Genomic DNA, 26544 nt, shown 5'->3' with positions numbered 1-26544 from the left:
CAGCGCTGCGCGCTGGGGACTAGAACCGCCTCGCTGCGCTCGGCGGGCTGCGCTGAGCGCAGCTAGAGCCCGCTCCTTCGGAGCGGGTACCTGAGCGCTGCGCGCTCAGGACCGAAGGCCCTGGCTGCGCTCGGGCGAGGCCCTTCGGGCTTGCCTCTCCGCTTCGCTCCGAGTCATAGCCGGGCCTTCGGCCCGGAGTCCTGCGCTTTGCTCTGGACTGCCACCGGTTCCGCTGCGCTCCACCGGTGGGGGCCGCTTTGCGGCCCAGAGCCTCTCGCTTCGCGAGGGGACCCCTCCGCTTCGCTCCGGGGCTGGGAGCTTTGGGCCAAGGGGTACCGAAGCGCTTCGGACTGAAGCTGCCGGCTGAGTTCGGCGGAGGCCGCTTTGCGGCCTGGTGCCTCGCGCTTCGCGAGAGGGCCCCTCCGCTTCGCTCCGGAGCAGTGACATGCCTCGCTTCGTTCCGGGGTCCTTCGCTTGGCTGCGGACTGGCTCTGGTGGGAAGAGCCTGCTTGGGGGCCCCAGTGACGTTGTGTCACATAGTCAGGGCTGGCGGTTGGGAGAGTCATTCTTACTCGCTCATGGACGAACATGTTGGGCTTCGCCTTGTGAACTGTGGCAAGCGTGGAGTGTTGAAAAAGGGCTGTTGGACCTTGAAGGAATCGGCCACCGCGGTTTCCTACAGGGTTGAGGTCGTTTCCTGGGCAAGCATCGGGGTTAGCACACGTGAAGGGTGGTTCTTGGGGTGCGTCGGGTGAGGTTGAGAGTGAGGGGCTGTCACCTCGGGTTTTGGTTGTGGTCTTAACGGCGTTAACGGGTCTGCTGAGTGGGTTGTTAACGGCGTTAAGGGTTGTAGATGAGGGCTGCTTCAAAATGATGGGTGGATAGAGATGGGAATCAGTCAGATTCTGCGGGGTTGTGGCTGAGGAGCGAGGGGTTCCGGTGGGGTGGGCGGGCTTGGGGAGGGGGTGGTTTTTGGGGCGGATGGGAGGTCTTGCGTGCGGGTTGAGACGGTGTTTAAAGCTTGGGCGGGAGCGTCCACCGGCCTATAGAAGGTACGGAGATGCGTCGTTGCAGGTCAGAGGGGGTACGGGGGAAAAGATATGTCCCCTCAGGAGGGACATATCTCGGGTGTTGTGTCGCTGCTAGGGGGACACAACGACTGCAAAATGTCAGTGGTACTGACGTAAAATGCGCTAAAACGTCGGCGGGGCTGACGTATGGGGGGAGATCTGCCGGCTAACTGGTGGTGGGGTGGGTGCGGTTGGCCGGGGAGGGTCGGGAGGGGGTCCGGGGGGTGTGTGGCTGAGATATGTCACCTGTGAGGGGACACAAGACACGCCGAACGTCAACGAGCGTGACACTTGTGTCACCCTTGTTGACATACTGATCTCCGCAGATCAACGGAGTGGAGAGCAGCCTCGTGTCATCAGAGCCACAGCGCCGCCGGGGCAATCCGGTAGGGACCCCGCGTCCCGATCTGCCGGTGGACGATGCGATCTCCGCGTGGAGTCAGCCCCTGGCTCCGGTCAAGGATCTGGACAGCCTCGCGAAGCGGTACCCCACGCGGAAGCTGACCTTGGACGGTGAGCGCAAGCCGCTGGAGTTCTACGGGACCGAGAATCAGCCGAATGCGTTCTCGATGGACAGCCTCGAGTTCTTCCTCGTGATCGCCCAGTACTTCCGCGAAGCGCTGCCTCTGCGGCTGATCCTGCTGCTCATCGCCTGCCAGCGGGCGGGGGGGCGGATTCCACTTACCCAGGAGGAGATGGCTACCATCCTGGATGTCAGTCGGACGAAGACGTCGGAAGCTCTGCACACGGTGATGTCTCATGGGATCGTCTTCAAGGTGCGGCGGGGTGTCTATCAGTTCAACCCGCCCTACAGTTACCGGGTAGCGGAGTTCATCCCGGGTACCGAGATGACGGGTGAGTTCGTGAAGGTGGAGCAGCACGGGACCATCTCGCAGATTCGTAGCGATACGAGCCTGCCGGACCTGGTGCGCTTCCCCTCGCTGGACCACATGAGGCAGGCCATCGCGGAACTGCGGGCCGAACGGGCAAGAGAGCGCGCTGCGCGTCGGGTGAGCCGGACGAAGCGCACGGGAGAAGGGACGGCTCAGTGAGTACCTTGCGATTCGCTGCGGTCAACGCAGACGGGCTGCTCTCCGACCTCGACCTGCCTCCGGCGGCGTACCGGGTGTTGCTGAAGTTGCGCTCGCTCAGCGAGCCGGGCGGGCGGATCCTCATCGACCAGGCGACGGTCGGCGGGATGCTGGACCTGAGCCGGCCGAGCGTGAACGCCGCGCTGCGGAGCCTGGAACTGGCGAAGTTGGTCAGGAAGATCCGGAACGGGGTCTACCAGATCAACCCGATGCTCGCCGGTTACACCTCGTTCGAGGATGCGGTCGCGGCCGTGAACGAGATGGACGCGGAGGAGCGGCTGGACGCTCGGGGCTATGTGGCCAGCTACCACCGGGCAGTGGCGGCGTATCAGGACCAGCTCGCCGAGCAGCGCAAGAAGCGGGCGGCTCAGGCCGTCGCCAAGAAGGCGGCTGAGTCGAAGCGGCGTAGGGCGCTGCACGCGGTTGGCTGAGTGAGTGGTGTTTGCAGGGCTTCTGAGGGGTGCTCAGGGGCTTGTGGGGGCCCCGGAGCACTCCGGGGCCCTTTGTGTTGGCTGAGGGGCTCAGGGGGGCTTGGAAGGGCTCGGGGGTGGGAATTGGCCACGGTGCCCTCGGTGCCGTTGACAAGTTGCCCCCTGCTGCTTTGCGGGGGGCGTTGTCCGGTTTCTAGAAGTTGAGCTCCACGTAGTCGATGTCGGTGAACTCGACCAGGAGGCCCTGGGCGCGGGCGCCGTTGTCCTTGAAGTAGATCTCCTGGAGCCCTTCGGCGGTGATGCCGCGGAGCTGGGCTTCGGAGGCTCCGGCCTCGTGGGCGCTGAAGAGGCGGGAGGCGTACTCCGGGGGGAGGTGCTGGGTGATGCGGCGCATCCGGCCGTCGTCGGTGGTGCCGGGGGCCGCGCTGAAGCCGAAGCGGGCGCGGGTCTCGATGACCAGCCCGGTCTGCTTCGCGGCCTTGTCGCGGGCGCGCTTGCGGACCAGGGGCTGCCAGCGGCGGCGCACCTCGCGCTCCAGGCGGGCGGAGAGGGCCGGCTTGGGCTGTTTGATCTGGTCCTTCACGTACCGCTCGACCGTGCGCCGGGAGATGGCGAGGAGGTCGGCCACGGCCTTGGTTGATTTGAGCTGTTTGACGAGGTATCGGATTTGGGCGCCGGCCGATTTGGGGATGGGACGGGTGAAGTTCTGTTCGTCGGCGCGGTCGAGGCTGTCGCTGATCTCGGACATGGGTGGCTCTTACTCTCCGTCGGCCGCGGCGTCGTGGCCCTTGATGTGACGGGCGGGGTTGTGGCGTTCGTCGAGTAGTTGAACGGCCCAGAGGAGGGGTTGGGTGCCCTCGTGCTTGACCATGCCGGGGCTGACGCCGAGACGGAAGCCGCCGGGCAGGGGCTTGCCCTCGGGGGTGCGGGGGAGGAAGTCGAGGGGGCTGGGGCCGTTCGAGAGGTAGACCGCGCAGTCGGAGAGGACGGCGATGGGGTAGAGGTCCGCGGCTGTCGCGAGTTTCTGCATCTTGCGGTGCATGTTGACTCGGGCCGTGGAGATGACGGCGGCTCGGATGTCGGGGCGCCAGGTGGGGCGTTCGAGGGCGGGCCAGCTTTCGCCGGGGCGGTAGCCGGCGCCCTGCGGGCGTTCGCGGAGCTTGCCGATGCCGCCCTTGACGGTGGACTTGATCGCGGAGAGGACCGCTGTCTGCGGGGCGGGGGAGTCGGGGTCGCCCTTGTACTCCGCCATCGCTTGGAGGAAGGCGGAGTCCGTGAGGGAGGCGTGGACCCCGAGTTCGGCCATCGTCGCCATGTAGGCGTCGCGCAGGCGGGTGTACCAGGCGTCGAGGTACGGGCCGTGCTCCGGGCGGAGCCAGGCCTCGGTGGGCCGGACGGTGAGGCCGAGCTCCTGGGCGTAGGCGAGGGTCGGAGTGGCGTACCAGGCGGGGCCGGTGGGCGGGAGGCCCTGCGGGGTGAAGGGGCTGGGGAGCCGGGGGTCCATGGCTGCGGCTTGGGCGGAGAGGTCCACCAGCCAGGAGCCGGGGAGCTTCGGGTCGAAGCGGGGGCCGTCGGTGTGGACCGCGGGGCCGGTGCCGACGAGGAGGCGGTTGGCGGCCGCGGCGAAGGCCATGTTCACGTCGATGCCGACGGCGTGGGTGCGGGTGCACTCGGCGTCGCTGAGGAGCTGGGGGTCGCGGATCCAGTCGTACGCCTCCTCGTCGAGGACCTGGTCCGGGGTGCGCTGGTGGGACCGGGGGTAGAGGGCCGCGACGACCGGGTGCTCGTCGGGGGCCTCCGGGGGAGCGGGGTCGACGGGGCGGGTCAGGGAGCCGGGTACCGGGGCGGAGACCCAGGTGTTCGTCGACTCGTCGCGGGCCGCGCGGGTGGGCGGGCGGAGCGCCGTCATGAGTTCCAGGCCCGAGACGGCCGTGGAGCCGCGGGGGGTGAGGACGCGGGTCGCGTAGGAGGTGAGGAGCTCGGCGAGTTCCGGTGCGGGGAGGTCGGCGGTGTGCTCGCCCCAGGCGCGGGGGTCGAGGGCGCCCCAGGGGAGGATCGCGAGCTGGACGCACTGGCGGCCGGTGGTGGGGGTGGCGGGGCGGTAGATGCGGGGCCACGGGCCGAAGCCACGGCGGGTCAGCTGCCATTTCGCCTTGGTGAGCTGCTTGATGACCGGGTGGTCGTCGGGGAGGCGCAGGCCGCGGCGGTCTTCGAGGACCAGGGGGAGTCCGAGTGCCTCGGTGGCGGCGGGGGTGAGGACGAGGAGGGGGTCGCCGTCCTTGCCGTTGCGGTGGAGGCGGGGGGAGCGGAGGTCGGCGGCGGGGGAGAGGGCCCATTCGACGAGGGCGGGGAGGGTGGGGGTGGCGGGGGGTGAAAGGACCGCGCCGTGGGCCGCGTGGGCCTTGCCCGCGCCGTCCAGTACGGCCAGGGGGCCGTTGCCCTCCGGGTGGGGTGTGAGCCTTCCCGCTCCCGTTTGGGGGTGGGGGGCGCGGGGCGCGGGGTGTGGGTGGGTGGGGGGTGTGGTGGGGCTCTGCGGGGCTGTTGCCCTGCCCGTGCCTTCCCGGAACTGGGGCTCCGCCCCAGGCCCCGGGTGCGGGGGTGAGGCCTCGGGGCGGGCGTCCATGGAGTGGGGGGTGGCGTTAACGGCGTTAACGCCGTTAACGGGGGTGGCCGGTTGAGGGGTCTCGGCCTCAGGGACGACAACCTGCGGTGCGGGGGCCTGCGGGGCGTTAACGGCGTTAATGCTTGGGGTGGCGTGAGGGGCCGCGGGCCGGGGTGGGGCGGGGGCGTTAACGGCGTTAATGCCGTGGAGGTCTGCCAGGCCGTTGAGGAGGCGGGCGTAGGCGGCGCGTTTCGGGGGGCGGGGGGCCGTGCGGCCGGTTTCCCAGGAGGTGACCGTTTCGCGGCGGACGGCCAGGGCCTGTGCGATCTGGTCCTGGCTCAGGCCCGCGGCCTCGCGGAGGCGCTTGCGCTCGTCCGGGTGCGGGAGGGCGTCCTGTGCCGCGGCCTCTTCCAGCAGGGCATCGACCGCGGCGAAGAGCGAGGTCTGTTCGTTTTCGTGCGCGTTGGGCATGGGCACCTCCAGGCGCAGCTTATGCGAACCGCACCATGGAACGCACCTGAAACACACGTGGGGGCGATGGTGGTCCGACCGGGCCAACGCCCCCTTCGTGTCGAGTGGGGTCGGGTCTGGGTGGGGTGGGGTGGGTTAGATGCGGGTCAGGAGGAGTTCTGTTACCGCCTTCAGGTCGTCCGGGGTGAGGTGGGCGGTGAGGGCGTCCGCGATCGTGTCCGGGGAGTCCGCCGCGATGGTGATGCGGCGGGGGGACGCGGAGGGGGAGAGCTCAGGCCCGGGCTCGGGGGTGGGGGCGGGGGCCGGGCGGGTGCGTTGGCGCGGGGGGTTAACGGCGTTAACGGCCTCCTCCGCCGCGGACGCCTGGTCCCCCTGGGGGAGGCGGCCGATGCGGCGGGCCGGTTCCACCTTGAGTTCGCCGGTCTCCACCTTGTCCTGGAGCTCCGGGGTGAGGTTGAGGAGGGTCAGGCGCTGGGAGACCCAGGCCGGTGTCTTGCCGAGGCGCTTGGCGACCTGGGCCTGGGAGCCGTGCACCTCGACGAGCTCCTGCAGGGCGCGGGCCTGGTCCATGGGTGCCACGTCGACGCGGTGGACGTTGGCGATGAGCGCCGACTCCAGGATGTCCGCCGCCGAGGAGGCGAGGGAGTCGTTGACGTGGATCTGCATGGTGCGCAGGCCGGCGCGCTGGGCCGCCGCCAGGCGCCGGTTGCCGTCGATGACCACGTACGGGGCGCGGCCCAGGCCCTCGGCGTTGCCGGGGTGCGCCTCCATGAAGGCCATGCGGGTGGCGACCGCCAGGGGCTGGAGCTGACCCCGGACGGTCAGGGACGCGGCCAGCTCTTCGAGCTCCGTGAGGTCCTCGCGGAGGTTGAACGGGTTGTGGGCGAGGGCCTCGATCGGCACCTCGGAGGGCGGGATCACGCCGGAGGTGGGGGCGCCGGTGGCTTCGGCGATCGCCGCGCGGCGGGAACTGACGCCGACGGGCTGGGCGCGGGCGAAGGAACTCGAGACTCCGAGTTTGTCGGCCTTGCTCATGAGATCTCCCTTGCGAGCGCGCGCAGGGCGACGGCCTGCTCGCCCTTGGGTGCGTAGACGAACAGCGGTTGCTTCACGCGGACCGCTTCGCGCTGTTCCTTGAGGTCGGGAACGATGGCCACCACGCGCGGATCCTTTATGTCCATCCAGGCCTGGAGGGAGGAGGTCGCGATGTAACCGCGGCGGCCGTCGTAGAGGTTGACGACGAGACCGAGGTAGTCGATGTCGAGGCTGAGGTCGTCGCGGAGATCGTTGATCTGGGAGGTGAGGAGGTCGTAGGCGTCCGCCGAGGAGTCCTCCGCCTGGACCACGATCAGCGCGCCGGAGGCTCCCGGCTGTTCGGCGTCGCGGCGGCGGCCGTAGTAGATGGCGGCGTCCATGCTCAGGCCGAGGCTGGGCGGGCAGTCGATGAGGATGACGTCGTAGTCGGCCTCCACGGGGGCGAGGGCCCGTTCGAGCGCGGCCTCGCGGGCGCGGACCGTGGAGAGGCGGACGTCGAGGAGGAACGCGTCCGTGCAGGCCGGGAGGATGTGGAGCCGGTCGCCGAAGTGCTCGTCCGGGATGGGGACGATCAGGTCGGCGAGGGGGCCCTTGGCCTCGCCCGCCATGTGGCAGGTGAGGCTGTCTCCGCCGATGGGCAGTGGCTGCCGGCCGAGCTGCTTGGTGAGGTGGCCCTGGGGGTCGAAGTCGACGAGCAGGACGCGCATGCCGAGTCCGGGCAGGTCTTCCAGGTCTACCGGCGGGCCGGAGGTGGCGGACGCGATGGCATCCGGGGCCGCCTGGTCGGAGTCCTCGGTCGCCGACAGCCGGGCCAATTGGCGGGCCACGCGGACCGGGTGGAGGGTGTCCGGGTCCTCCGCGAGGGCTTCGGCGGTGCCGGCGGTGATGGCGGTCTTGCCGACACCGCCCTTCTGGTTGCACACCACGATGCGGCGCACGACCGAGGGCCGCATCACGGTGGGGGCCGGGTTCATCTCCAGCCAGAGGGAGACGGCTTGGGCCAGTCCCTGGATGAGGGAGACGCCGCGGTCCTTGGAGTCGGAGCGGAAGGACTCCCACTGGCCGGCGGGCAGCCAGGTCGAGAAGGACTCGGCGCCGGAGGTGTCGACGGGGGAGGGGGAGGAGGCGAGCGCGCTCCAGTGGGCGATGCCCTGGTGGACGGCGTCCTGGATGTCCACCCTCAGTTGGGCGGTGCGGATCTTGAGCTCCTGGCGCAGCCACGGAGGGAGCTTGGAGACGACCTTCTCGCGGTCGCTCGGTGACGAGGGTGAAGTCATGCGAGGGACTTTACTAACGTTCAAGGGTGTTCGTGGGCACCACGCTTGAGTTTTGCTAACGGAGTGGTGTGGATCGGCCGGGATTCGCCTCCCGGGCGGGGGTGAGGCCGCCCGGGACGCGTCGTCAGCCGGTCGGGGAGGGTGCGGAGTCCGGGGCCGACGGGCCCGGTTCGGACCGGCACTCGGGCGAGCGGGCCGGGTCGAAGCGGAGGTGGAAGCAGGGGCAGCGTTTTTTGGGGAAGTGGATCATTAACGGCGTTAACGCCTTGATGTGGTGTGGGGGTTCGCTGCCGTTGCCCGGCTGGGGGAGGTGGCGTGGGGCGAGGGCGGAGGCGCGAGGTATTAACGGCGTTAACGGCTGAGGGTGTGGGCCTGGACGGTTGGCGGTGCGGTGCGGTGGGGCATTAACGGCGTTAACGATCGAGGGGCTGGGTCTCGCGGGTTGGCCGTGGGAAGCATTAACGGCGTTAACGCTGGAGGGGCGGCGGGCTCGGTGGTGGGGCAGGGCATTAACGGCGTTAACGCCGGGTGGAGCTGGACCGGGTGGTGAGGTTGGCGTTAACGGCGTTAACGCCGGAGTCGCGTAGGGGCTTGGCGCGGTGGGGTGGGGTGGGGGCATTAACGGCGTTAACGCCGGAGGGCCGGGGGTTGGTGGAGGGGGCGGGCATTAACGGCGTTAACGCTGGGTGTTCCGGGCGCGCTCGGTGACGTCCGGGACTTCTGCCGCGCGTTGTGGGGCAGGTCACCCTTCTGTCGTGTCACCTTCCGGGGCTCCCGTTTGTCCCATGGATGACATCGCGAAGAGCGAGCGACGAGGGAGACGGCCATGAAGGTTCTGCTGGCGGGTGCGAGCGGGGTTCTGGGACAGCGGGCGGTACGGGCTCTGCGTGCGGCCGGGCATGAGGTCGCCGGTCTCGGGCGGGGCGCCGGGATGGATGTCCGGGCCGACTTGCTCGACCGGGAGGGCCTGTTGCGGGCCGTGGACGGGCTCGGCTTCGACGTGGTGGTGCACGCGGCCACGGCGCTGTCGGGGAAGACCATGGCCCGGCACCAGGACATGGCGGGGACCAACGTGCTGCGCACCGAGGGGACCGCCCATCTCCTGGCCGCCGCGCGGGAGACCGGGGCGCGTCGGTTCGTCGTGGAGTCGATGATGTTCGGCTACGGGTACGGGGACCACGGCGGGGCCGTGCTCGGCGAGGACGACGGCTTCGGGCCGCAGGGGGCGAACGTCTGGCTGGAGCGGCACGTGGGCGCGATGCGGACCAAGGAGGAGCTGGCCTTCACCGCCGACGGGATCGAGGGCGTGAGCCTGCGCTTCGGGCTGTTCTACGGAGCCGGGATCACCGATGTCCACGTGGTGTCGATGCTGCGCAAGCGCGCCCTGCCCGTGGTGCCGTCCAAGGGGCGGGCGCTGAGTTGGGTCGACGTGGACGACGCGGCGAACGCCGTCGTGGCCGGCGTGGAGTCGGGGCGGCCCGGGCAGGCGTACAACATCGTCGACGACGAGCCGCTGGGGTGGGACGCGCACATGCGGGCGGTGGCCGCGGCGTTCGGGGCGCCCGCGCCGATGACCGTACCGCTGTGGGTGCTGAAGCCGGCTCCGCTCGCGCACACCATCATGGGGACGGATCTGCGGCTGACGAACGCCAAGGCGCGGCGTGAGCTGGGCTGGGCTCCCACGTACGCGAGCAGCGCGGCCGGGGCGCGTGCGCTGGCGGGAGCGGCGCGGCAGCATGATCGTTCGTGAGCGCTGCCGCGCCCCGGAAGCCCCTGCCGATGCCATCGGACCCTTCACCGCGCATCGGCGGGTGCTGTTCGACGTCGCCTGCCGCATGCTCGGCAGCCTCGTCGATGCCGAGGACGTGCTCCAGGACGCGTGGTTGAACGGGGACCGCGCGGACCGGTCGGCCGTCCTCGACCCGAGGGCGTATCTGGTGCGCACGGTCACCAATCTGTCCTCGAACCGGCTCACTTCCGGCCGTGCCCGACGGTGCGGAGCGGGTGGAGCCGGCGGCCCGGGCCCATGTACAGGCCCGGCGGCCGCGGTTCGCCACCGAGCCGGGGCAACGGGGCGAGGCGGCGCGGCGGTTCCTCGCGGCATGTGTGGGTGGGGAGCTGAACGCGGTGATGGAGTTGCTCGCTCCCGAGGTGACGGCCTGGTCGGACGGCGGCGGCCCGGCGGCCGCTGCGCGTTGCCGACCACGTGGCGCGCTGGCTGCTGGGGATGCCCGCCAAGCCCGCGCTGCGGGCGGTGACCCTGGAGTCCGCGCGGGTCAACGGGGAGGAGCCGGTGGTGTTCGTCCACGGGGGAGTCGCGTGCGCGGCGCTGACCTACGACCTGGACGCGATGGACGGGCGGGTCGTGGACCTGCGGCTGCAGGTGAATCCGGAGAAGGAGGCGGCCCCGTCCGCCGTGTCCGTGATGTGAAATCGCGGTGCGGTCATTGCCGTAGGGCTGTGATCATCATCCGATGATCGATGAGCAGCGGACCCGGCCCGTGCTGGTGGGCGACGAACGGGCCACTTTGACCAGCATGCTCCAGTGGCAGCGGGACACCCTGATGATGAAGTGCGCCGGGCTGTCCGACGAGCAGCTGCGGCGCAGGGCGGTGGCTCCGTCGGGGCTGAGTCTGCTCGGGCTGGTACGGCATCTCGCGGAGGTCGAGCGCGGCTGGTTCCGCAATGTCGTGGGCGGCGAGGACGTCCGCGGGTACTTCCCGAAGAACGAGGCGGGGGAGTGGACGGAGTTCCACGTGGACGACGCCGACGTCGCCGGGTCGTTCAAGATCTGGGAGGACACCTGTGCGCGCTCGCGGGCGATCGTGGACGCGGCCGAGTCCCTGGACGTCATCGGCTCCTACGAGGAGCAGGCCTACTCCCTGCACTACGTACTGGCCCACATGATCGAGGAGTACGCCCGGCACAACGGGCACGCGGACCTGCTGTGCGAGGCGATCGACGGGGTCACCGGGGAGTAGCGGCGCCCCGGGCGGGCTACGCGGCGGATACCGCCGTGCGGTCCACCTCGGCCAGGGCTGCCGCCCAGGGGAAGTGCGCGGGGGCGTCGGGGCCGGCCGGTCCGGGTACGAATCCGCCGTCGCCGAACAGGACCGAGACGCCGGCGCCGCGCAGGACGGCCAGGGACTGGTCGAACTGCGGGTGGGCGGTGAGGGCGGAGTTCGCGCAGGGCATGGTGACGACGGGGGTTCCCTTGCCGATGGCCTCGGCTGCGACCCCGACGACGAACCGGTCGGTCAGGCCGAGGGCCCAGGCGTTGACGGAGTTGAACGTGGCCGGGGCGAAGAGCAGGGCGTCGGCCGTCGGCCATACGTCGGGATCGCCGGGCAGTTTGTACTGCCAGCGGACGGGATGGCCGGTGAGCGCGGCGAGACCGTCGAGGCTGCCGGAGAGCCAGTGCGCGGCGGTGGGGGTGAGGCCGAGGCAGACGTCCCAGCCGCGGGACTGGGCGTCCTCGATGACACGGGCCACGTCGAAGACGGGCGGGGCGGCGGAGCAGAGCAGGTAGAGGGTCTTCGTCGTGGTCATACCGCAATGTGATCATATTGCTTGACCTGTGGTTGACCCAGGTCGTGGTGGCTCGTGAGCGTCGTACCCGGGCGCCGGACGGACGAACCCCCGGACCGGATTCGGTCCAGGGGTTCGGGGGGATCCGCCGCTCCGAGGAGTCCGGGAGTCCGGGAGTCCGGGGTGAGTGTGCGGGTCAGCCGTTGGAGACGGTCTGCTGGGCGTTGCCCGCGGTGAACGCTCCGAACGCGCCCGAGAAGTCGGTCAGGTCGTCGCCGGCCTGGCCGGGCACCAGGCCCGCGATGTCCTGGGGGGCGTCCGCGACGGTGCTGGTGACGGAGTCGGCGAGCGGCGGCTCGGCGGCCATGGCGGGGGCGGCGATGGCGAGGGCGGCGGTACCGGCGAGGAGGGCCGTGGTGGCGATGCGCTTGATCATGTCCTGGTGAACGACGTGGTCGGACGGGGGTCACCAAGGCCACCCGGTTGCCGGAACTTCGGCTGCTACTCCGTCCGCAGCTCCGAAAGGAAGGTGGACAGCAGGCAGTGCACGACGGCGGGCCGGTCCAGGTGGACGTCGTGGCCCGAGCCCGGGACGGAGACCGCCGTCGTAGCGGTGGACGGGGCGGCCGAGTCGAGCATCCGGACGGACTCCTCCGGCGGCATGATCCCCTTCTCTCCGATGACCAGCAGGGTGGGGCACCGGACCGCGCGCCACTGCGGCCACCAGTCGCGGGCGCCGTTCTCGGCGATGGCCGCGACCATCACCGAGCGCTCGAAGCGGGGGTACCAGCCGTCCGCGCGCTGCTCCAGGCCGGCTGCCCAGGCCTCGCCGTTCAGCCCCTGACCGGTGAGGAAGGTGCGAGCCCCGTCGAGGCTGGGGAACGGGAGCGGCCAGGAGGCCAGCCAGCCGCCGATCTGTTCCGGGGTGTCCGGGTCGGCCCGGGCGGCGCCGGCGTCGATCAGCACGAGGCCCCGTACGAGGTCCGGGTGGGCGGCGGCGGTGAGCATCGCGGTGTGGCCGCCGAGCGACTGGCCCACCAGTACCGGGCGGTGCACGCCGAGCTGCTCGCAGACGGCCCGCACGTCCGCCACGTACGCGGCGCGGGAGACGTCCGCGGGGCGGCGCTCGCTGGCTCCGTGACCGCGCTGGTCCACCACCACCACGCGGTGGTGCGGGGCCAGGTGCGCGGCGGTGGCGTCCCATTCGCCCGCGTGGCCCGCGAGGCCGTGGAGGAGGACGACGGGGGGCGCGGAGGCGGGGTGGGGGGAGTTCCAGTCACGGCAGGTCAGACGGACGCCGGCTCGGGTGACGGCGCGTTCGGTCCACATCATGAAGCGGATCATCCGATATTTTCGGGATGGGGCCGATGAGTTTTCGCGGGGGCTCCGGTCTACCCCTTGTACGTCGCTTCGTGTGCACCAGAAGGCAACGAGAGAAGAGGATCGCCATGACCGAGCCGGTGAAGGGCCCCGCCAGTTACTTCCCTTCCATCGAGAAGAAGTACGGCCGTCCGGTCTCGGAGTGGCAGGAGCTCATCCGTGCCTCGCCGCTGACCAAGCACATGGAGCTCGTCGGCTGGCTCAAGACCGAGCACGGGATCGGGCACGGACACGCCAACGCGCTCGTGAAGCACACGCTCACCGAGCAGTAGCGGGAGCCGCCCGCGGGGGTGTCGACGGGGCCGTGGACGCAGGCGTATGCGGTTGAGCTTCTCGGCGATGTTCCGTCTCGGGCCCGGGGAGTTGACTGGTCCCCATGACGAAGACAACGCAGCAGACGCAGAACGACAACGACCTCCGCACGCTGGTCATCGGCGGCACGGGCAAGACGGGCCGGCGCGTGGCCGAGAAGCTCACCGCCCTGGGCCGTCTGGTCCGCATCGGGTCGCGCTCCGGTGAGCCGGCCTTCGACTGGAACGAGCCCGAGAGCTGGGGACCGGCCCTGGAGGGCGTGGACCGGGCGTACGTCACGTACTACCCCGACCTCGGTTTCCCCGGCGCCGCCGAACAGGTCGGAGCCTTCGCACGGGTGGCCGTGGCCGCCGGGGTACGCCGGCTGGTGCTGCTTTCGGGCCGCGGCGAGGAGGCGGCCCGGCGGAGCGAGGAAGCGCTGAAGGAGTCCGGGGCCGACTGGACGGTGGTGCGCGCGGCCTGGTTCAACCAGAACTTCGACGAGAGCTTCTTCCTGGAGCCGGTGCTCGCCGGGGAGATCGCCCTGCCGACGGCCGACGCCGTCGAGCCGTTCGTCGACGCCGAGGACATCGCCGACGTGGTGGTCGCCGCGCTGACCGAGGACGACCGGCACATCGGCCGTACGTACGAGCTCTCCGGCCCGCGGCTGCTCAGCTTCCACGATGTCGCGGCCGAGCTGTCGAAGGCGACCGGGCGCGAGATCTCGTACGTCCCGGTCTCGGACGGGGCCTACCGCGAGGTGCTGCGCGAGAACGGGCTGCCGGAGGAGTTCGCGGACCTGTTCACGCTGATCCTGGACGGGCGCAACGCGCACCTCGTGGACGGGGTCGAGGAAGTGCTGGGCCGGGGGCCGCGGGACTTCTCGGACTTCGCGCGGGAGGCGGCGGGCCGCGGGGCCTGGGACGTGTAGGGAGTGGACGGGGAGAATGGGGCGATGGATACGCTGACGGCTCTGCTCGAAGGCCCCAAGGCCAAATCCGCCTTCCTCATCAAGTGCGTGTTCAATCCGCCCTGGTCGATCCGGATCGAGGACCGGGCCCCGCTGTCGGTGATGACGATGGTGCACGGATCGGCGTGGCTGCTGCCCGACGACGGCGAACCGGTGCTCGTCGCGCCGGGTGAGGCTGCACTGGTGCGGGGACCGGTTCCGTACAGCGTCGCCGATTCCAAGGACACGCCCCCGCAGATCAGGGTGGGTCCTGACCAGCGGTGCAGCAAGGTCGAGGGCGGGGAGGACGTGTCGGACTCCATGGCTCTCGGGGTACGGACGTGGGGTGCGGCGGAAGGCTCGGCGGTGATGCTGAGCGGCACCTACCAGGACCCGGGCGAAATCGGCAGCCGCCTGCTCAACGCGCTTCCGCGGGTGTTGGTCGGTCCGGTGGACTCCGCGCTGGTCGGGCTGCTGGGCGTGGAGATCTCCCGTACGGAGCCGGCCCAAAAGCTCGTACTGAACCGGATCCTGGACCTGCTGCTGATCGGCGTCGTACGCGGCTGGCTCGCGGAGCGCGGTGGCGCCGAGAGCGATCCGGTCACCGGCCCGGCGCTGCGGCTGCTGCACGAGAACCCCGCCCACGGCTGGACGGTGGAGTCGCTGGCGCGCGAGGTCGGCGTCTCGCGGGCCGCGTTCGCCCGCCGTTTCACCGAGCTGGTCGGCGAGCCGCCGATGTCCTATCTGACGGGCTGGCGGCTGGCGTTGGCGGCGGACCTGTTGAGCGACCCGGCCACCACGCTCGCCTCGGCCGCCCACAGGGTCGGCTACAGCTCGGCGTTCGCGCTCTCGACCGCCTTCAAGCGGGTACGGGGGGTCAGCCCGCGGGAGTACCGGGTGGGGGCGGCGGCTGCCGCGGGGTAGGGACGGGGCCAGGGGGTGAGGTGGTTTGGGCGTCGGGTTCTTCGGGGTCAGGTGGTCCGGAGGTCCAGGACGGCCACCGTTTCGCCGTCGCTCTGTTCGCCCGTCGGGCGGAAGCCGAGGGAGAGGTAGAAGGGTTCGGGTGTACCGGGGCCCGGGTGCCAGGTGACGTAGGCGTGGGAGGTGCCGCGCCGGCGGAGTTCCTCGGTGACCGCCGTGACGGCGAAGCGGCCGTAGCCCTTGGACTGGTGGGCGGCCGAGACGTTCAGGCGCCAGAGGCCGGAGCGGATGTCGTGGGGGTCCTCGGCCGGGTCCCAGGGGATGTCGAGGAAGGCCATCACGAAGCCGACGACCTCGTCGCCGTCGACGATCGCCCGGGGCCAGGCCGTTTCCCCGTGGGCGTAGGCCTCCGCCAGCGACTTCACGACCGGCGAGACGAGGTGCTCCTGGTCGGGACGGACCGACAGCGCGGAGACTGCGGCGAAGTTCTCGGGGGTGACCGGGGCGAGACGGAGGGGCTTGGCGGGTGCGCTCATTCGAGCAGCCTACGTGTGCAGTACATGTGAGTTGGCAGGGGGTTGTGCGGGTCCGTGCGGGGGCCGTCCGGCACTGAGGATTCACTGGCAAGGCGGTACGGGTGATGGCACGATCAACAGCCGCGGACGTACAGGCATACGGACCTATACACATACATACGGGGGGCACATCCGATGGGATCCAACGGCACCAGACTCTCCACCGCGCTGCTCGGCCTGTCGACCGTCCTGGTCGGGCTGATGGCGGGGCTCTTCTTCGCCTTCGACGTCTCGGTGATGCCGGGACTGGCGAAGACCGACGACCGTACGTACGTCACGGCGATGCAGAGCTTCAACGCCGTCATCGACGGCAATCCGCTCTTCGGGACGGTCTTCGTCGTCGCGCTGCTCGCCGCCTTCGCCTCGGCGTTCGTCGAGGCGCGGGCCGGGCGCCGCACGGTCGCGCTGTGGGCCTCGCTGGGCGCGGCGGCGTACCTCGTCGTGCTCGTCGTCACCTTCGCGGTCAACATTCCGCTCAACAATGAACTCGCCGACCTGGGCGATGCCGCGAAGCTGACCGACTTCTCGGTCGTGGAGAAGTTCAAGGGCACCTGGGAGACGCCGAACATCGTGCGCACCCTGCTCTGCGCGGCGGCGCTGACCGCCCTGGCGCGGGCGCTCGTACTGTACGGGCGGGCGACGGGTACATCGGCGGCGTCCGGGGCATCGGGGGCGTCCGCGGCGTCCGGGGCCGGACGCTGAGGGGCTAGGCGGCCGCCAGGAGGGCACAGGCCTGGCAGGCCAGGGCGGCCGTGCACAGGGTGGTACGCCAGCGGTTGGCGGGTACCCACTTCTTCTCGAACGCCGCGCGTACGGTGGCCGGATCCGCGATCCGTTCGGCGGGTCCGGCCGCCTCCAGGGCGTTGTTGAGCGGGATGTTCACCCGGCCGGTGACCGCGACGGCGAGCACGTAGAGGACGAGGGCGCCCGTCAGCGCGGGCAACGGCGCGTGCTCGCCGGCGGGCAGATGCAGGGCCACCGCGAGGCCGGTGAACAGGAGCGCGCCCAGGAACGCGAGCATGAACCAGCCATTGATGATGGAAGTGTTCACGCGCTGCATCACGGAGATGAGGGTCCGGTCGTCGGAGCGCTTCAGCGCCGGCATCACCGCGACGTCGAAGGCGAAGAACAGGCCCGCCATCAGGCCCGTGGTGAGCGTCGCGGCGACGAGGGCGGCGACCCGTGCGATGTCCATATGGCCTGTCTATGTTCTGCCCCGTGCTCCTGTCCATGGTGGTGCGAAGATCGAGTCGGCCATGGTGGAGTGGTGCCGATGAGAGCAGGCCGGAAAGGCTCGTGGTCGTGGTCGGCGGGCGGGGTACCCTCCGGCTGGAGACTGTGTTCGGATATTGACTTCCGCGATGCGGAAACTTGGTCCGGAGCTTCGAGCCGCATCTCGGGGCCGGTCCCCACATCGAGACCTGGAGGAACAGACCGTGACGGACCCCAAGGACCCGCAGGGCCGGCTGGACGCGCTGCGCGCCGACATCGAGCGCCGCAACCCCGCCCAGCCCGAGTTCCACCAGGCCGTACGGGAGGTCCTGGACACCCTGGCCCCCGTCTTCGCGGCACGTCCCGAGTACGCGGAGCCCGGCGTGGCCCTGCTGGAGCGGCTCACGGAGCCGGAGCGGCAGATCATCTTCCGGGTGCCGTGGCAGGACGACCGTGGTCGCGTGCACGTCAACCGTGGCTACCGGGTGGAATTCAACAGCGCGCTCGGCCCGTACAAGGGCGGCCTGCGCTTTCACCCGTCGGTGGACATCGGTGTGGTGAAGTTCCTCGGCTTCGAGCAGATCTTCAAGAACGCGCTGACGGGCCTCGGCATCGGCGGCGGCAAGGGCGGCAGCGACTTCGACCCGCACGGGCGCTCGGACGCGGAGGTCATGCGCTTCTGTCAGTCCTTCATGACCGAGCTCTACCGTCACATCGGTGAGCACACCGATGTCCCCGCGGGCGACATCGGCGTCGGCGGGCGCGAGATCGGCTACCTCTTCGGCCAGTACCGGCGCATCACCAACCGCTGGGAGGCCGGCGTCCTGACCGGCAAGGGCCAGGGCTGGGGCGGCTCGCTGATCCGTCCGCAGGCCACGGGCTACGGCAGCGTGCTGTTCGCCGCCGAGATGCTGGCGGTCAAGGGGCTGTCGCTCGACGGGCTGACGGCCGTCGTCTCCGGCTCGGGCAACGTGGCCCTGTACACGATCGAGAAGCTGCAGCAGCTCGGTGCGAACCCGCTGACGGCATCCGACTCGCAGGGCTACGTGGTCGACGAGAAGGGCATCGACCTCGCACTGCTGAAGCAGATCAAGGAGGTCGAGCGCGGGCGCGTGAGCGAGTACGCGCAGCGTCGCGGGCCGTCGGCACGGTTCGTGCCGGGCGGGCGCGTGTGGGACGTGGCGGCGGAGGTCGCCTTCCCGTCGGCCACGCAGAACGAGCTGACCGCCGATGACGCGCGGACGCTGATCGCGAACGGGGTCAGGGCGGTGTCGGAGGGCGCGAACATGCCGACCACGCCGGAGGCGGTGCACCTGCTGCAGGCGGCCGGGGTGTCCTTCGGGCCGGGCAAGGCGGCGAACGCGGGCGGGGTCGCGGTCAGCGCGCTGGAGATGGCGCAGAACGCGGGACGCGTGGCGTGGAGCGCGGAGCGGGTCGAGTCGGAGCTGGCGGGGATCATGCGGGACATCCACGCGGTGTCCTACGCGACCGCCGAGCGGTACGGCTCCGCCGGGGACTATGTGGTCGGGGCGAACATCGCGGGGTTCGAGCGGGTGGCGGACGCGATGCTGGCGCAGGGCTTGATCTGAGGCGCCGACGCCGACGCCGGCCCTGACGTGCCGGGGTGGGGCGGGCGGGGGTTTCCCCGACCCGCCCCTCCTCCGTTCCCCGGGCTCTGCCCGGACCCCGCGCCTCAAACGCCGGCGGGGCTGGGTTCCGGTCGGGGGGCGGGGCTCGGGTGGTGGCGGTCGTAGGGTGGGGCGGTTGGATGTGATCGGACTCCGTAGGGGGATCAGTGCTGACCGCGCTCACCGGGGTGTATGGAGACCGGCCCGATGCCCTGAGGGTGGCCGGGCGGGACGCCTCCTATGAGGACCTGCTCGGGGCGGCCCGTGCCGTGGCCGCCGACGTCGCCGGGGCGCCCGCCTTCGCGGTGACCGCGACGGCCTCCCTGGAGACCGTCGCCGCCGTCGTCGGCGGGCTGCTGGCCGGGGTGCCCTTCGTACCGCTGCCGCCCGATGCGGGGCCCGCCGAGCGGGAGCACATCCTGCGGGACTCCGGCGCCGTGCTCGTCGACGTGGACTTCGCGCGGCGCGGCGGCGGTGGCGGTGATCTCGGGGCCGTGGCCGAGCCCGGTCGGGCGGCGCTGATCCTCTACACCTCCGGGACCACCGGCCCGCCCAAGGGGGTCGTTCTCACCGCCGAGGCCGTGGCCGCCGATCTCGACGCCCTCGCCGAGGCCTGGCAGTGGAGCGCCGAGGACACCCTGGTGCACGGGCTGCCGCTGTTCCACGTACACGGACTGGTCCTCGGCGTGCTGGGTGCGCTGCGTACCGGCAGCCGTCTCGTGCACACCGGGCGGCCCACCCCGGAGGCCTACGCGGAGGCCGGAGGCAGCCTGTACTTCGGGGTGCCGACCGTGTGGTCCCGTATCGCGGGGGCGCCGGCGGCGGCCGCCGCGCTGGGCGGGGCCCGGTTGCTCGTCTCCGGCAGTGCCGCGCTGCCCGCGCCGGTCTTCCGGGACCTGGAGCGGCTGACCGGGCTGCGGCCCGTGGAGCGGTACGGGATGACCGAGACGCTGATCACGGTGAGCGGGCGCGCGGGCGGGGAGGTGCGGCCCGGGACGGTCGGAACCCCGCTCCGGGGCATCCGTACACGGATCGTGGCGGAGGCGGGCGCGGAGATCGGCGAGCTCCAGCTCACCGGGCCGACGCTGTTCTCCGGGTACCTGGGCCGGCCCGAGGCCACGGCCGCCGCCTACACCGAGGACGGGTGGTTCCGTACGGGCGACATCGCGGCCGTCGACGAGGCCGACGGAGTCCACCGGATCGTGGGACGGGCCTCCATCGACATGATCAAGTCGGGCGGTTACCGGATCGGCGCCGGGGAGATCGAAAACGCGCTGCTGGACCACCCCAAGGTGAGCGAGGCGGCGGTGGTGGGGCTGCCGGACGCGGATCTCGGGCAGCGGATCGTGGCCTTCGTGGTGGCCGAGGGCGTCACCGGTCCGGAACTGACGGACTTCGTCGCCGCACACCTGTCGGTGCACAAGCGGCCGCGCGAGGTGCGGTTCGTGGCGGCGATTCCGCGCAACGCGATGGGCAAGCCGCAGAAGAAGCTGCTGTCGCTGGGCGACTCCTGACGGTACGTGCGTGCCTCCCCGGTTGCCGTAGGCGTGGTGAACGTCGAGGGTAGTGGGAGGTTTTGTCCGTTTCGGGTGGGGTCGATCGGAGTGCGCGTGGACGTGGAGTCGTTGCTGGAGCAGATCGCGCAGGGCCACGAGAAGGCACGCGGGGACGAGGGGTACTGGGCGGGGATGGCCGCGTTCCGCTACGGCTATCCGCTGGTGGAGATGCACCGCAGCCTGTGGGAGTGGCACGTCGACAGGAGTGCGCCCACCCACATGGGGGCGATCAACCAGGTGCACCACACTCCGCGGCGTGCGGAGCCGAAGGACACCTACTTCGTCACCCCGATCGTCGACGCACCCTACTCACGGACCTTCGTCGACCTCTCGGCCGGGCCGGTCGTGCTGTCCGTACCCCCGGTCGCGGACCGGTACTTCACCGTGCAGCTGCTGGACATGTACACCAACAGCTTCGCCTACGTCGGCACCCGCACCGGTGACACCACCGGCGGCGACTACCTGATCACCGGCCCCGGCCGGCGCGGCACCACACCGCCCGGCATCACCCGGGTCATCACCGCGCCCACCTCGCTCGTCTGCCTCCTGGCCCGCGTCACCATCCTCGACGACGACGTCCCCGCCGCCGTGGCCCTCCAGGGGCGGATCGCCCTGCGCCCGGCCGACCCCGGCGCACCCGCGCCCGACGCCGCCGCCAACCCGCCCGCGCGAGACTTCCGTACCGGCGACCCGCTCGACTTCTACCGCATGCTCGCCGACTGCCTCTCCGCCAGCCCGCCCCCCGCCGCCGATGCCGGTGTCCTGGGCCTGCTCGCGCCGCTGGGCATCGCCCCGCACCGCCCCTTCGACCCGGACGCCCTGCACCCGGCCGCGCTGGACGGCATGCGGCGCGCGGTGGCCGACAGCCTGCGGGACCTGTACGCCGAGATGCCCTTCGCGGGGCCCTCGCGCAACGGCTGGGTCATGGTCGACCCCGACACCATCGGCGACTGGGGCACGGACTACTTCTCCCGTCTGGAGATCGCCCAGCTCGGCCTGCTCGCCAACAAGGCCCAGGAGGCGTACTACGTCGGCGCCATGCTGGACGCCGACGGCAGGCCCATGTCCGGCGACCACACGTACGAGATCCGCTTCGCCCCCGACGGCTTTCCACCGGTGGGCGCCTTCTGGTCGGTGACCATGTACCTCAACCCCGAGGGGTTCCTCGTGGAGAACCCGATCGGCCGTTACCACCTGGGATCCCTGACCAAGGGCCTGCAGTACGGGGCCGACGGGTCCTTGGCCCTCTACCTGCAGCGCGAGAGCCCGGGCCCCGACAAGGAGGCCAACTGGTTGCCCACCACCGAACCGGGCACGCTGTTCCGGCTCATCCTGCGCCAGTACCTGCCCCACCCCGACATCCTCACCGGGCGCTACGCGCCGCCGGCGGTCGTGCGTACCGACGGCTGACACGGGGCTCGGCCCGGGCCCCTTCGCGGGGCCCCGGTTCGGGCGGTTCAGCGGGGGGCGCGGGGGACCAGGTGGCGGGCCAGGACCTCCAGGGCCCGGGTCAGCTCCGGCAGTTGTTCCGCTTCGGTCTCGCCGAGGGCGCGGGCGAGGGTTTCCTCGACCTTGGAAGCACCGGCGGCGCGTACGGCGGCCACGCGCGCGGAGGTTCCGGGGGACTGGCGGACCAGCGTGCGGCGGCGGTCGGCCGGGTCGGGCGAGGTCTGTACCGAGCCGGCCTCGCGCAGGCGGGCGACGGCGCCGGATACCTGGCTCTGCGGGAGGCCCGTGCGCTGGGCCGTCTCGCCGACCGTGGTGTCGGGGTGCGCGGCGATGTCCCCGGCCACGATCACGACGGAGCGGGTGCCGCCGGCGTATTGCCCGGTGCCGCCGGGGGGCTCGGGCAGGGCCTCCTCACCGAGCTTCATCAAGGTGCGGCCCAGCAGGAAGAGTTCGATTCCGTCCACGGGAGCACGGTACATCGGAACCCGGTGAACCATCGAAGAAGATGCATCTTTTTTGATCCATCGATATTGATGTATCCGATTCGATGGGTTACTGTGGTTGCAGAGAGTGACGGACTGGGGGTCCGGCGCCGAGGACAAGGAGTTGTCATGGGTGATGTGCTCCACTACCAACTGCAGGGCTCCGGCCCGATGCTGCTCATCGCGCAGAGCGGGGAGGGGGACGCCGACCGCACCGTGGATCTCGTGCCGCACCTCGCCGATGCGTTCACCGTGCTGACCTACGACCGCCGTGGACTCTCGCGCAGCCGGCCGGCGGAGCCCGGCCGGACGGCGTCGCTCGCCGAGCACGCCGAAGACGTCCACCGGCTGCTGGCGACCGTCACCGACGAGCCGGTGCTGATGCTCGGCTGCAGTCTGGGGGCCGTCATCGGCCTGCACCTGGCCGTTCGGCACCCGGAGCAGGTGAGCACCCTCATCGCGCACGAGCCGGTGGCCCCGCGGCTGTTGCCCGAGGGGGAGAGGGCCCGGCACGAAGCGGAACTGGAGGAACTGCAGGGGATCTACCGCAGGGGCGGGCTCGGAGCCGTCTTTCCGGAGATGGCGCGGGTCCTCGGGATAGACCTCGCGCGGCGCGACGCCGAGCCGGGCTTGACCCCGCAGCCCCTGGACGAGCGCCGGCGTGCCAACTTCGGCTACTTCATCGAGCACGACTTCACGGCGATCGTCGAGGACACCCTCGACGTGGACGCCCTCACCCGGACCCCGACGCGGATCATCCCGGCGCTGGGCGCAGCCACCCCGTCCACCGTCTTCGACCACCGGTGCGCGACGGAACTCGCGGCCCTCCTGGGCACGGAGATACGGGTCTTCCCGGGCGGCCACAACGGCAACACCACGCACCCCCGCGGCTACGCGGAGAGGCTGCGGGGCCTGCTGGCTCCGGAGGGAGCGTAGGCGCTCGGAAAAGGGCGACGGGCCTTTCGGGTGGGGCGGGTAGCTTGCTCGCATGAACAAGACGTCTGATCAGGTCAGGACCGACCGGCGGGCCCTGATAGCCGCCGGAGTCACCGTCGTGCTGTGGGCCTCCGCGTTTGTTTCCATCCGCTCGGCGGCCGCGCACTTCGGGCCCGGAGCGCTCGCGTTCGGACGCTTGCTGACCGCTTCGGTCGCGCTCGGGCTGGTGCTGGTCGTCAAGCGGGTGCCGCCGCCGCCGAAGCAGGCGTGGCCCGGGATCCTGATCTCCGGGGTGCTCTGGTTCGGGCTCTACATGGTGACGCTGAACTGGGGCGAGCAGCTCGTGGACGCCGGTACGGCGGCCATGATCGTCAACATCGGCCCGATCGTGATCGCCCTGCTCAGCGGCTGGCTGCTGAAGGAGGGTTTCCCGCCCCTGCTGTTGGCGGGCATGGCGGTCTCGTTCGCCGGGGCGGTGCTGGTCGGACTGTCCACCTCGAACGGTGGGTCCGCGTCGGTGGGAGGTGTCCTGCTCTGCCTGGTCGCCGCGCTCACGTACGGGGCCGGGGTGGTCGCGCAGAAGCCGGCGCTGGCGTATGCCAGCCCGCTCCAGGTGACCACGTACGGCTGCTTCGTCGGCACGGCCGTCACCCTGCCCTTCGTCGGGCAGCTCGTCGACCAGCTTCCCGGGGCTCCGCTCTCCGCCGTCCTCAACATGCTCTACCTGGGGCTCTTCCCGACCGCACTCGCCTTCACCACCTGGTCGTTCGCGCTGTCGCGGACCACCGCGGGGAAGATGGGCGCGACCACCTACGCGGTGCCCGCCGTCGTGGTGCTCATCGCCTGGATCGCCCTCGACGAGGTCCCGGCCGCGCTGACCCTGCTCGGTGGTGCGGTCTGCCTGGCCGGGGTCGCCGTCTCCAGGAAGCGCCGGGTCCCGGCCTAGGCCGGGACCGGGGCTTGGGCCTGGGCCGATGCCTCCCGGTTCCGGTTCGCGTCCGCGTAGCCGAGCGTGCGGTTCAAGGCGATGGCCGAGGTGTTCGCAGTCATGCCGCCCCACGTGCCGTCCTGGTTCGGGGCGACGATGGTGCCGGCCGGATCGCAGGAGTGGAAAGCGCCTCGCTCGGGGATGTTGGCCGAGCATTGTTTGTTCGGGTCGTCGAGCCTGCGGCGCTCGTCCTCTGTGTCGCTCAGCCGGGCGAGGGTCGTGGAGCTGAGCCCCGCCGCCCGGCACCGGTCGACCCACGGGGTGAACCGGGCGGAGTCGAAGGTGCGCACGGTGAGTTCGAGGCGTACCCAGCGGACGCTCACGCGAGGCGTAGGTCTACGAAGGCCACGGTGTCGCCGGGGAGGACGTAGCGGTCGAACTCGATGAAGCCGGCTCGGCGCGCGAAGTCCAGGCCCTCGGGGTTGGACGCGAGGACCACGGTCTCGATCACCTCGGCGCCGAGGGACCGTGCCTGGGCGAGTGCGTAGGAGTACAGCTCGCGGCCGAAACCCCGTCCCCGGTACGCGGGCAGGACGCGCGCGATCACGGTGGCGGTCGAGGAGCCGGTCGCGGGGGGCCGGACCGTCGTGCATCCGACGATGGTGTCGCCGAGATGGGCGATGTGAAGGACGTTGCGCGCGGAGCGCTCCCGTACGTCTTCCAAGGAGAGGGGGGTTGTTGGGATGACCGTGTTGTGGACGTGCTGCCAGTCGCTCAGCGCGGCTTCGGAGGCGGCGTCCACCGGGTGGATGCGAAGACCTGAAGCCGGCGGCGGGGCGTCCTGCGCGGCGGCGTCGAGGAGGACGCGGGCCAGGTCGGACGGGGCGGAGAACATCGGCCAGTGGCCCGTGTCCAGGGTGACCCACTGCCAGTCCGGGCCGGCGGCCAGGAGCTCCGCCACGTCGGGGTGGGGGTCGGCGCCGTCCAGCAGGCACTTGACGTAGGTCGCGGGGAGCTCGGTGAGGGGGTGGGTCAGTACGGCCGGTTCGGTGAGCGTGGCACCCGGGTGCGGGGTCGCACCGGCGAGGAGCCGGGCGCTCTGCTCGGCGTTGAGGCCCTGGCCCTCACAGTCGGCGGCCTGCAGGGGCGGCCAGAAACCGCCGTTCGCGGCGATCGAGGCCTCTACGGCTGCCCGGCCGTCCGGCCAGGCGGAGAGGAAGGATTCGTTGTGGACGGGGACGTTGGCATCGACGAAGACGACCCGGTTCAGGCGGGCGCCGATCCGCTCCGCGGCCTGGCCCACCGGGATGCCGGAGTAGCTGTGGCCCACGAGGACCACATCGCGCAGGCCGAGTTCGTCGATGGCGTCGACTATGTCCGTGACGTGCGTCTGCAGGCCGACCGTGACGCCCTGTCTGTCCGCGAGGCCGGACAGGGTCAGTGCGTGGACCTCGTGGCTGCCGTCCGTGGTGCGCAGTGCGGTGCGTAGTTCGGTGGCCACCTCGTCCCATGCCGCTGCTCCCAGCCAGGCGCCTGCCACCAGTACGAATTCGCTCATGAGCGTACGTTAATCGAACAGGATCTCGGCGGTGAGGGGCAGGTGATCGCTGGAGGTGGCGGGGAGCGTACGGACGCGGGTGACGTTGCCTGAGCGGGCCAGGATCTGGTCGATCCGGGCCAGCGGGAAGGCCGCGGGCCAGGTGAAGGCGAAGCCGGGGGTGGCGGGTGTTGCCTTTGCTACCAGGCCGGTGCGAAGGGGGGCCAGGCCGCGGTCGTCGGCAGTGCCGTTGAGGTCCCCGAGCAGGACGACGCGGTCGGCGGGTTCCGCGGCGAGGACGGCGCCGAGCCGCACTGCGCTCTCGTCACGGCGGGCGGATCCGAAGCCGGAGGTGCCGAGGCGTAGAGAGGGGAGGTGGACGACGTAGACGGCGACGGGCCCGCCGGGGGTGGCGGCGGTGGCGCGCAGGGCGCGGTTCCAGTGCGGGTCGCCGGTTAGGGCCGACGGTCTGATGTCGACGGGGCGGACGTCGGTGAGCGGGTACGCCGACCAGAGGCCGACCGTGCCGTGGGTGGCGTGGTGGGGGTAGTCCGCGGCGAGGGCGGCGGTGAAGGCAGCGAGGGCGGCGGGGGTGAGCTCCTCGACGGCGATGAGGGTGGGGTGGGAGGCGGCGAGGGCGCTGGCCGTTCGGGAGGGGTTCGGGTTCTCGTCGCTGATGTTGTGCTGGACGGCGGTGAGGGTGGGGTGGGTGGAGGCGGGGGCTTGGGTGGGGGTGTGGGGGAGGAGGTTGCCGAACTGGAGGAGCCAGGCTGCGGTGGGGAGCAGGAGGGCCAGGGCGGTGGCGGCGGAGCGGCGGTGTAGGGCCAGGGCGAGGAGGAGCGGGACGGCCAGGCCGAGCCAGGGCAGGAACGTCTCCAGGAAGCTGCCTAGGTGGCCGGGGGTGTTGGGGACGAGGGAGGGGCGGGTCAGGAGTACGGCGAGGAGTGTGGAGAGGAGCGTGGCGAGTACGGGGAGTGTGGGGCGTACGGGGACGGGTGTGCCGTTGAAGGCCGTGGGCCAGGGCCAAGGCCAAGGGCGTGGGCGGGGTTGGGGGCGGGGTGGTTGGCGGGGGAGGAGGCGGTGGGCGGGGTCGGGGGTTGGGGTGGGGGTCGGCCCCGAGTCTGCCTGGGTCATGGGGCCGTTCCTGCCTGTTCCGTTTGGGGTGTGTGGTGTGGGGGTGCGGCTGGTACGACGA

28 protein-coding genes and 1 pseudogene are annotated in these 26544 nt (G+C 71.0%); 15 read left to right on the top strand and 14 right to left on the bottom strand.

Going from position 1 to position 26544, the window contains the following annotated elements:
* Positions 1–1483 precede the first annotated feature (1483 nt).
* Positions 1484–2122: a helix-turn-helix domain-containing protein gene (locus OG730_RS43520; RefSeq protein ID WP_239516702.1), complete on the top strand. Its 639-nt coding sequence runs from the start codon at positions 1484–1486 to the stop codon at positions 2120–2122.
* Positions 2119–2592: a MarR family transcriptional regulator gene (locus tag OG730_RS43515; protein WP_250744360.1), complete on the top strand. Its 474-nt coding sequence runs from the start codon at positions 2119–2121 to the stop codon at positions 2590–2592. Before OG730_RS43520 ends, OG730_RS43515 begins: the two co-directional genes overlap by 4 nt.
* Before the next feature lie 193 nt (positions 2593–2785).
* Here the strand turns inward: OG730_RS43515 and tpg are convergent, their stop codons facing one another.
* The 4 genes from tpg to OG730_RS43495 form a co-directional block, all read right to left on the bottom strand.
* Positions 2786–3340 (bottom strand): telomere-protecting terminal protein Tpg, encoded by a 555-nt coding sequence (gene tpg, locus OG730_RS43510; RefSeq protein ID WP_327310023.1) that lies wholly within the window; start codon positions 3338–3340, stop codon positions 2786–2788.
* 9 nt (positions 3341–3349) lie between these two features.
* A complete protein-coding gene (tap, locus tag OG730_RS43505) occupies positions 3350–5665 on the bottom strand; it encodes a telomere-associated protein Tap (protein ID WP_327310022.1) in 2316 nt (771 codons plus the stop codon).
* 135 nt (positions 5666–5800) lie between these two features.
* Positions 5801–6700, bottom strand: coding sequence for a ParB/RepB/Spo0J family partition protein (locus OG730_RS43500; RefSeq protein ID WP_327310021.1), 900 nt, complete (start codon positions 6698–6700; stop codon positions 5801–5803).
* Complete coding sequence (locus OG730_RS43495) at positions 6697–7977, bottom strand: ParA family protein (protein ID WP_327310020.1); 1281 nt, start codon at positions 7975–7977, stop codon at positions 6697–6699. The genes OG730_RS43500 and OG730_RS43495 overlap by 4 nt, the downstream gene beginning before the upstream one ends.
* 826 nt (positions 7978–8803) lie before the next feature.
* Here OG730_RS43495 and OG730_RS43490 point away from each other — a divergent pair.
* Genes OG730_RS43490 through OG730_RS43475 form a run of 4 tightly spaced genes read left to right on the top strand, consistent with a single transcriptional unit; the run spans position 8804 to position 10958 of the window.
* Positions 8804–9727 carry an NAD-dependent epimerase/dehydratase family protein gene (locus OG730_RS43490; RefSeq protein ID WP_327310019.1) on the top strand — a complete coding sequence of 308 codons (924 nt, stop codon included), beginning with the start codon at positions 8804–8806 and terminating at the stop codon, positions 9725–9727.
* Positions 9714–10235, top strand: a complete 522-nt coding sequence (locus OG730_RS43485; protein WP_327310018.1) for a sigma factor — start codon at positions 9714–9716, stop codon at positions 10233–10235. Before OG730_RS43490 ends, OG730_RS43485 begins: the two co-directional genes overlap by 14 nt.
* Positions 10205–10408: a hypothetical protein gene (locus OG730_RS43480; RefSeq protein ID WP_327310017.1), complete on the top strand. Its 204-nt coding sequence runs from the start codon at positions 10205–10207 to the stop codon at positions 10406–10408. Before OG730_RS43485 ends, OG730_RS43480 begins: the two co-directional genes overlap by 31 nt.
* Positions 10409–10451: 43 nt before the next feature.
* A complete protein-coding gene (locus tag OG730_RS43475) occupies positions 10452–10958 on the top strand; it encodes a DinB family protein (protein ID WP_327310016.1) in 507 nt (168 codons plus the stop codon).
* Between the two features lie 16 nt (positions 10959–10974).
* On the opposite strand, the gene OG730_RS43470 is transcribed toward OG730_RS43475, so the two are convergent.
* From OG730_RS43470 to OG730_RS43460, 3 genes are all read right to left on the bottom strand, one after another.
* The gene (locus OG730_RS43470) at positions 10975–11526 is read right to left on the bottom strand and encodes a flavoprotein (RefSeq protein ID WP_327310015.1); all 552 of its coding nucleotides are present in this window, start codon (positions 11524–11526) and stop codon (positions 10975–10977) included.
* Positions 11527–11701: 175 nt separating this feature from the next.
* Positions 11702–11941: a hypothetical protein gene (locus OG730_RS43465; protein ID WP_327310014.1), complete on the bottom strand. Its 240-nt coding sequence runs from the start codon at positions 11939–11941 to the stop codon at positions 11702–11704.
* A 65-nt stretch (positions 11942–12006) separates the two neighbouring features.
* Positions 12007–12837 (bottom strand): alpha/beta fold hydrolase, encoded by an 831-nt coding sequence (locus OG730_RS43460; RefSeq protein WP_327310013.1) that lies wholly within the window; start codon positions 12835–12837, stop codon positions 12007–12009.
* Positions 12838–12953: 116 nt separating this feature from the next.
* Between OG730_RS43460 and OG730_RS43455 the strand changes: the two genes are divergently transcribed.
* The 3 genes from OG730_RS43455 to OG730_RS43445 all read left to right on the top strand — a co-directional run bounded on the left by OG730_RS43455 (position 12954) and on the right by OG730_RS43445 (position 15049).
* On the top strand, positions 12954–13157 hold the full coding sequence (locus tag OG730_RS43455; RefSeq protein ID WP_327310012.1) for a DUF4287 domain-containing protein: 204 nt from the start codon (positions 12954–12956) through the stop codon (positions 13155–13157).
* 104 nt (positions 13158–13261) lie between these two features.
* Positions 13262–14107: an NmrA family NAD(P)-binding protein gene (locus tag OG730_RS43450; RefSeq protein WP_327310011.1), complete on the top strand. Its 846-nt coding sequence runs from the start codon at positions 13262–13264 to the stop codon at positions 14105–14107.
* A 24-nt stretch (positions 14108–14131) separates the two neighbouring features.
* Positions 14132–15049: an AraC family transcriptional regulator gene (locus tag OG730_RS43445; protein ID WP_327310010.1), complete on the top strand. Its 918-nt coding sequence runs from the start codon at positions 14132–14134 to the stop codon at positions 15047–15049.
* 47 nt (positions 15050–15096) lie between these two features.
* On the opposite strand, the gene OG730_RS43440 is transcribed toward OG730_RS43445, so the two are convergent.
* A complete protein-coding gene (locus OG730_RS43440; RefSeq protein WP_327310009.1) occupies positions 15097–15582 on the bottom strand; it encodes a GNAT family N-acetyltransferase in 486 nt (161 codons plus the stop codon).
* 174 nt (positions 15583–15756) lie between these two features.
* Between OG730_RS43440 and OG730_RS43435 the strand changes: the two genes are divergently transcribed.
* Positions 15757–16323, top strand: coding sequence for an anthrone oxygenase family protein (locus tag OG730_RS43435; protein ID WP_327310008.1), 567 nt, complete (start codon positions 15757–15759; stop codon positions 16321–16323).
* 4 nt (positions 16324–16327) lie between these two features.
* Here OG730_RS43435 and OG730_RS43430 read toward each other — a convergent pair whose 3' ends face one another.
* Positions 16328–16816 (bottom strand): anthrone oxygenase family protein, encoded by a 489-nt coding sequence (locus OG730_RS43430; RefSeq protein ID WP_327310007.1) that lies wholly within the window; start codon positions 16814–16816, stop codon positions 16328–16330.
* A 241-nt stretch (positions 16817–17057) separates the two neighbouring features.
* On the opposite strand from OG730_RS43430, the gene gdhA reads away from it, so the two are divergent.
* The 3 genes from gdhA to OG730_RS43415 all read left to right on the top strand — a co-directional run bounded on the left by gdhA (position 17058) and on the right by OG730_RS43415 (position 21427).
* On the top strand, positions 17058–18422 hold the full coding sequence (gdhA, locus tag OG730_RS43425) for an NADP-specific glutamate dehydrogenase (protein ID WP_327310006.1): 1365 nt from the start codon (positions 17058–17060) through the stop codon (positions 18420–18422).
* A 206-nt stretch (positions 18423–18628) separates the two neighbouring features.
* The gene (locus OG730_RS43420; RefSeq protein ID WP_327310005.1) at positions 18629–19975 is read left to right on the top strand and encodes an AMP-binding protein; all 1347 of its coding nucleotides are present in this window, start codon (positions 18629–18631) and stop codon (positions 19973–19975) included.
* 96 nt (positions 19976–20071) lie between these two features.
* Entirely contained in the window at positions 20072–21427 is a 1356-nt protein-coding gene (locus OG730_RS43415; protein ID WP_327310004.1) for a DUF1254 domain-containing protein, read from the top strand.
* A gap of 47 nt (positions 21428–21474) precedes the next feature.
* On the opposite strand, the gene OG730_RS43410 is transcribed toward OG730_RS43415, so the two are convergent.
* Positions 21475–21930: a MarR family transcriptional regulator gene (locus OG730_RS43410; RefSeq protein ID WP_327310003.1), complete on the bottom strand. Its 456-nt coding sequence runs from the start codon at positions 21928–21930 to the stop codon at positions 21475–21477.
* Positions 21931–22077: 147 nt separating this feature from the next.
* Here OG730_RS43410 and OG730_RS43405 point away from each other — a divergent pair, with 147 nt between their 5' ends.
* Together OG730_RS43405 and OG730_RS43400 are read left to right on the top strand one after the other, a co-directional pair.
* Positions 22078–22884 (top strand): alpha/beta fold hydrolase, encoded by an 807-nt coding sequence (locus tag OG730_RS43405; protein ID WP_327310002.1) that lies wholly within the window; start codon positions 22078–22080, stop codon positions 22882–22884.
* A gap of 52 nt (positions 22885–22936) precedes the next feature.
* Complete coding sequence (locus tag OG730_RS43400) at positions 22937–23830, top strand: DMT family transporter (protein ID WP_327310001.1); 894 nt, start codon at positions 22937–22939, stop codon at positions 23828–23830.
* Here the strand turns inward: OG730_RS43400 and OG730_RS43395 are convergent.
* From OG730_RS43395 to OG730_RS43380, 4 genes and pseudogenes are all read right to left on the bottom strand, one after another.
* Positions 23827–24195: a hypothetical protein gene (locus OG730_RS43395; protein WP_327310000.1), complete on the bottom strand. Its 369-nt coding sequence runs from the start codon at positions 24193–24195 to the stop codon at positions 23827–23829. The two genes, OG730_RS43400 and OG730_RS43395, sit on opposite strands and share 4 nt — an antisense overlap.
* Positions 24192–24614, bottom strand: coding sequence for a GNAT family N-acetyltransferase (locus OG730_RS43390; RefSeq protein ID WP_327310031.1), 423 nt, complete (start codon positions 24612–24614; stop codon positions 24192–24194). Before OG730_RS43390 ends, OG730_RS43395 begins: the two co-directional genes overlap by 4 nt.
* Before the next feature lie 39 nt (positions 24615–24653).
* A pseudogene (locus OG730_RS43385) lies at positions 24654–25370 on the bottom strand (alpha/beta fold hydrolase); the annotation flags it as partial.
* A 9-nt stretch (positions 25371–25379) separates the two neighbouring features.
* Positions 25380–26483: an endonuclease/exonuclease/phosphatase family protein gene (locus OG730_RS43380; RefSeq protein ID WP_327309999.1), complete on the bottom strand. Its 1104-nt coding sequence runs from the start codon at positions 26481–26483 to the stop codon at positions 25380–25382.
* Between the last annotated feature and the right edge of the window lie 61 nt (positions 26484–26544).

It is taken from the genome of Streptomyces sp. NBC_01298 (assembly GCF_035978755.1).
In the GTDB taxonomy this organism is placed as follows: domain Bacteria; phylum Actinomycetota; class Actinomycetes; order Streptomycetales; family Streptomycetaceae; genus Streptomyces.
The sequence above is the reverse complement of the archived record's forward strand: the minus strand, read 5'-3'. Positions and strand labels throughout refer to the sequence as shown.

Excerpts from the sequence above, each read along its gene's own strand:
- OG730_RS43445 (WP_327310010.1), top strand. The coding sequence starts at position 14,132 with ATGGATACGCTGACGGCTCTGCTCGAAGGCCCCAAGGCCAAATCCGCC.
- tap (WP_327310022.1), bottom strand. The coding sequence starts at position 5,665 with ATGCCCAACGCGCACGAAAACGAACAGACCTCGCTCTTCGCCGCGGTC.
- OG730_RS43455 (WP_327310012.1), top strand. The coding sequence starts at position 12,954 with ATGACCGAGCCGGTGAAGGGCCCCGCCAGTTACTTCCCTTCCATCGAG.
- OG730_RS43475 (WP_327310016.1), top strand. The coding sequence starts at position 10,452 with ATGATCGATGAGCAGCGGACCCGGCCCGTGCTGGTGGGCGACGAACGG.
- OG730_RS43465 (WP_327310014.1), bottom strand. The coding sequence starts at position 11,941 with ATGATCAAGCGCATCGCCACCACGGCCCTCCTCGCCGGTACCGCCGCC.
- OG730_RS43440 (WP_327310009.1), bottom strand. The coding sequence starts at position 15,582 with ATGAGCGCACCCGCCAAGCCCCTCCGTCTCGCCCCGGTCACCCCCGAG.
- OG730_RS43400 (WP_327310001.1), top strand. The coding sequence starts at position 22,937 with ATGAACAAGACGTCTGATCAGGTCAGGACCGACCGGCGGGCCCTGATA.
- OG730_RS43450 (WP_327310011.1), top strand. The coding sequence starts at position 13,262 with ATGACGAAGACAACGCAGCAGACGCAGAACGACAACGACCTCCGCACG.
- OG730_RS43430 (WP_327310007.1), bottom strand. The coding sequence starts at position 16,816 with ATGGACATCGCACGGGTCGCCGCCCTCGTCGCCGCGACGCTCACCACG.
- OG730_RS43470 (WP_327310015.1), bottom strand. The coding sequence starts at position 11,526 with ATGACCACGACGAAGACCCTCTACCTGCTCTGCTCCGCCGCCCCGCCC.
- OG730_RS43435 (WP_327310008.1), top strand. The coding sequence starts at position 15,757 with ATGGGATCCAACGGCACCAGACTCTCCACCGCGCTGCTCGGCCTGTCG.
- OG730_RS43490 (WP_327310019.1), top strand. The coding sequence starts at position 8,804 with ATGAAGGTTCTGCTGGCGGGTGCGAGCGGGGTTCTGGGACAGCGGGCG.
- OG730_RS43495 (WP_327310020.1), bottom strand. The coding sequence starts at position 7,977 with ATGACTTCACCCTCGTCACCGAGCGACCGCGAGAAGGTCGTCTCCAAG.
- OG730_RS43460 (WP_327310013.1), bottom strand. The coding sequence starts at position 12,837 with ATGATGTGGACCGAACGCGCCGTCACCCGAGCCGGCGTCCGTCTGACC.
- OG730_RS43480 (WP_327310017.1), top strand. The coding sequence starts at position 10,205 with ATGCCCGCCAAGCCCGCGCTGCGGGCGGTGACCCTGGAGTCCGCGCGG.
- tpg (WP_327310023.1), bottom strand. The coding sequence starts at position 3,340 with ATGTCCGAGATCAGCGACAGCCTCGACCGCGCCGACGAACAGAACTTC.
- OG730_RS43405 (WP_327310002.1), top strand. The coding sequence starts at position 22,078 with ATGGGTGATGTGCTCCACTACCAACTGCAGGGCTCCGGCCCGATGCTG.
- OG730_RS43485 (WP_327310018.1), top strand. The coding sequence starts at position 9,714 with ATGATCGTTCGTGAGCGCTGCCGCGCCCCGGAAGCCCCTGCCGATGCC.
- OG730_RS43380 (WP_327309999.1), bottom strand. The coding sequence starts at position 26,483 with ATGACCCAGGCAGACTCGGGGCCGACCCCCACCCCAACCCCCGACCCC.
- OG730_RS43500 (WP_327310021.1), bottom strand. The coding sequence starts at position 6,700 with ATGAGCAAGGCCGACAAACTCGGAGTCTCGAGTTCCTTCGCCCGCGCC.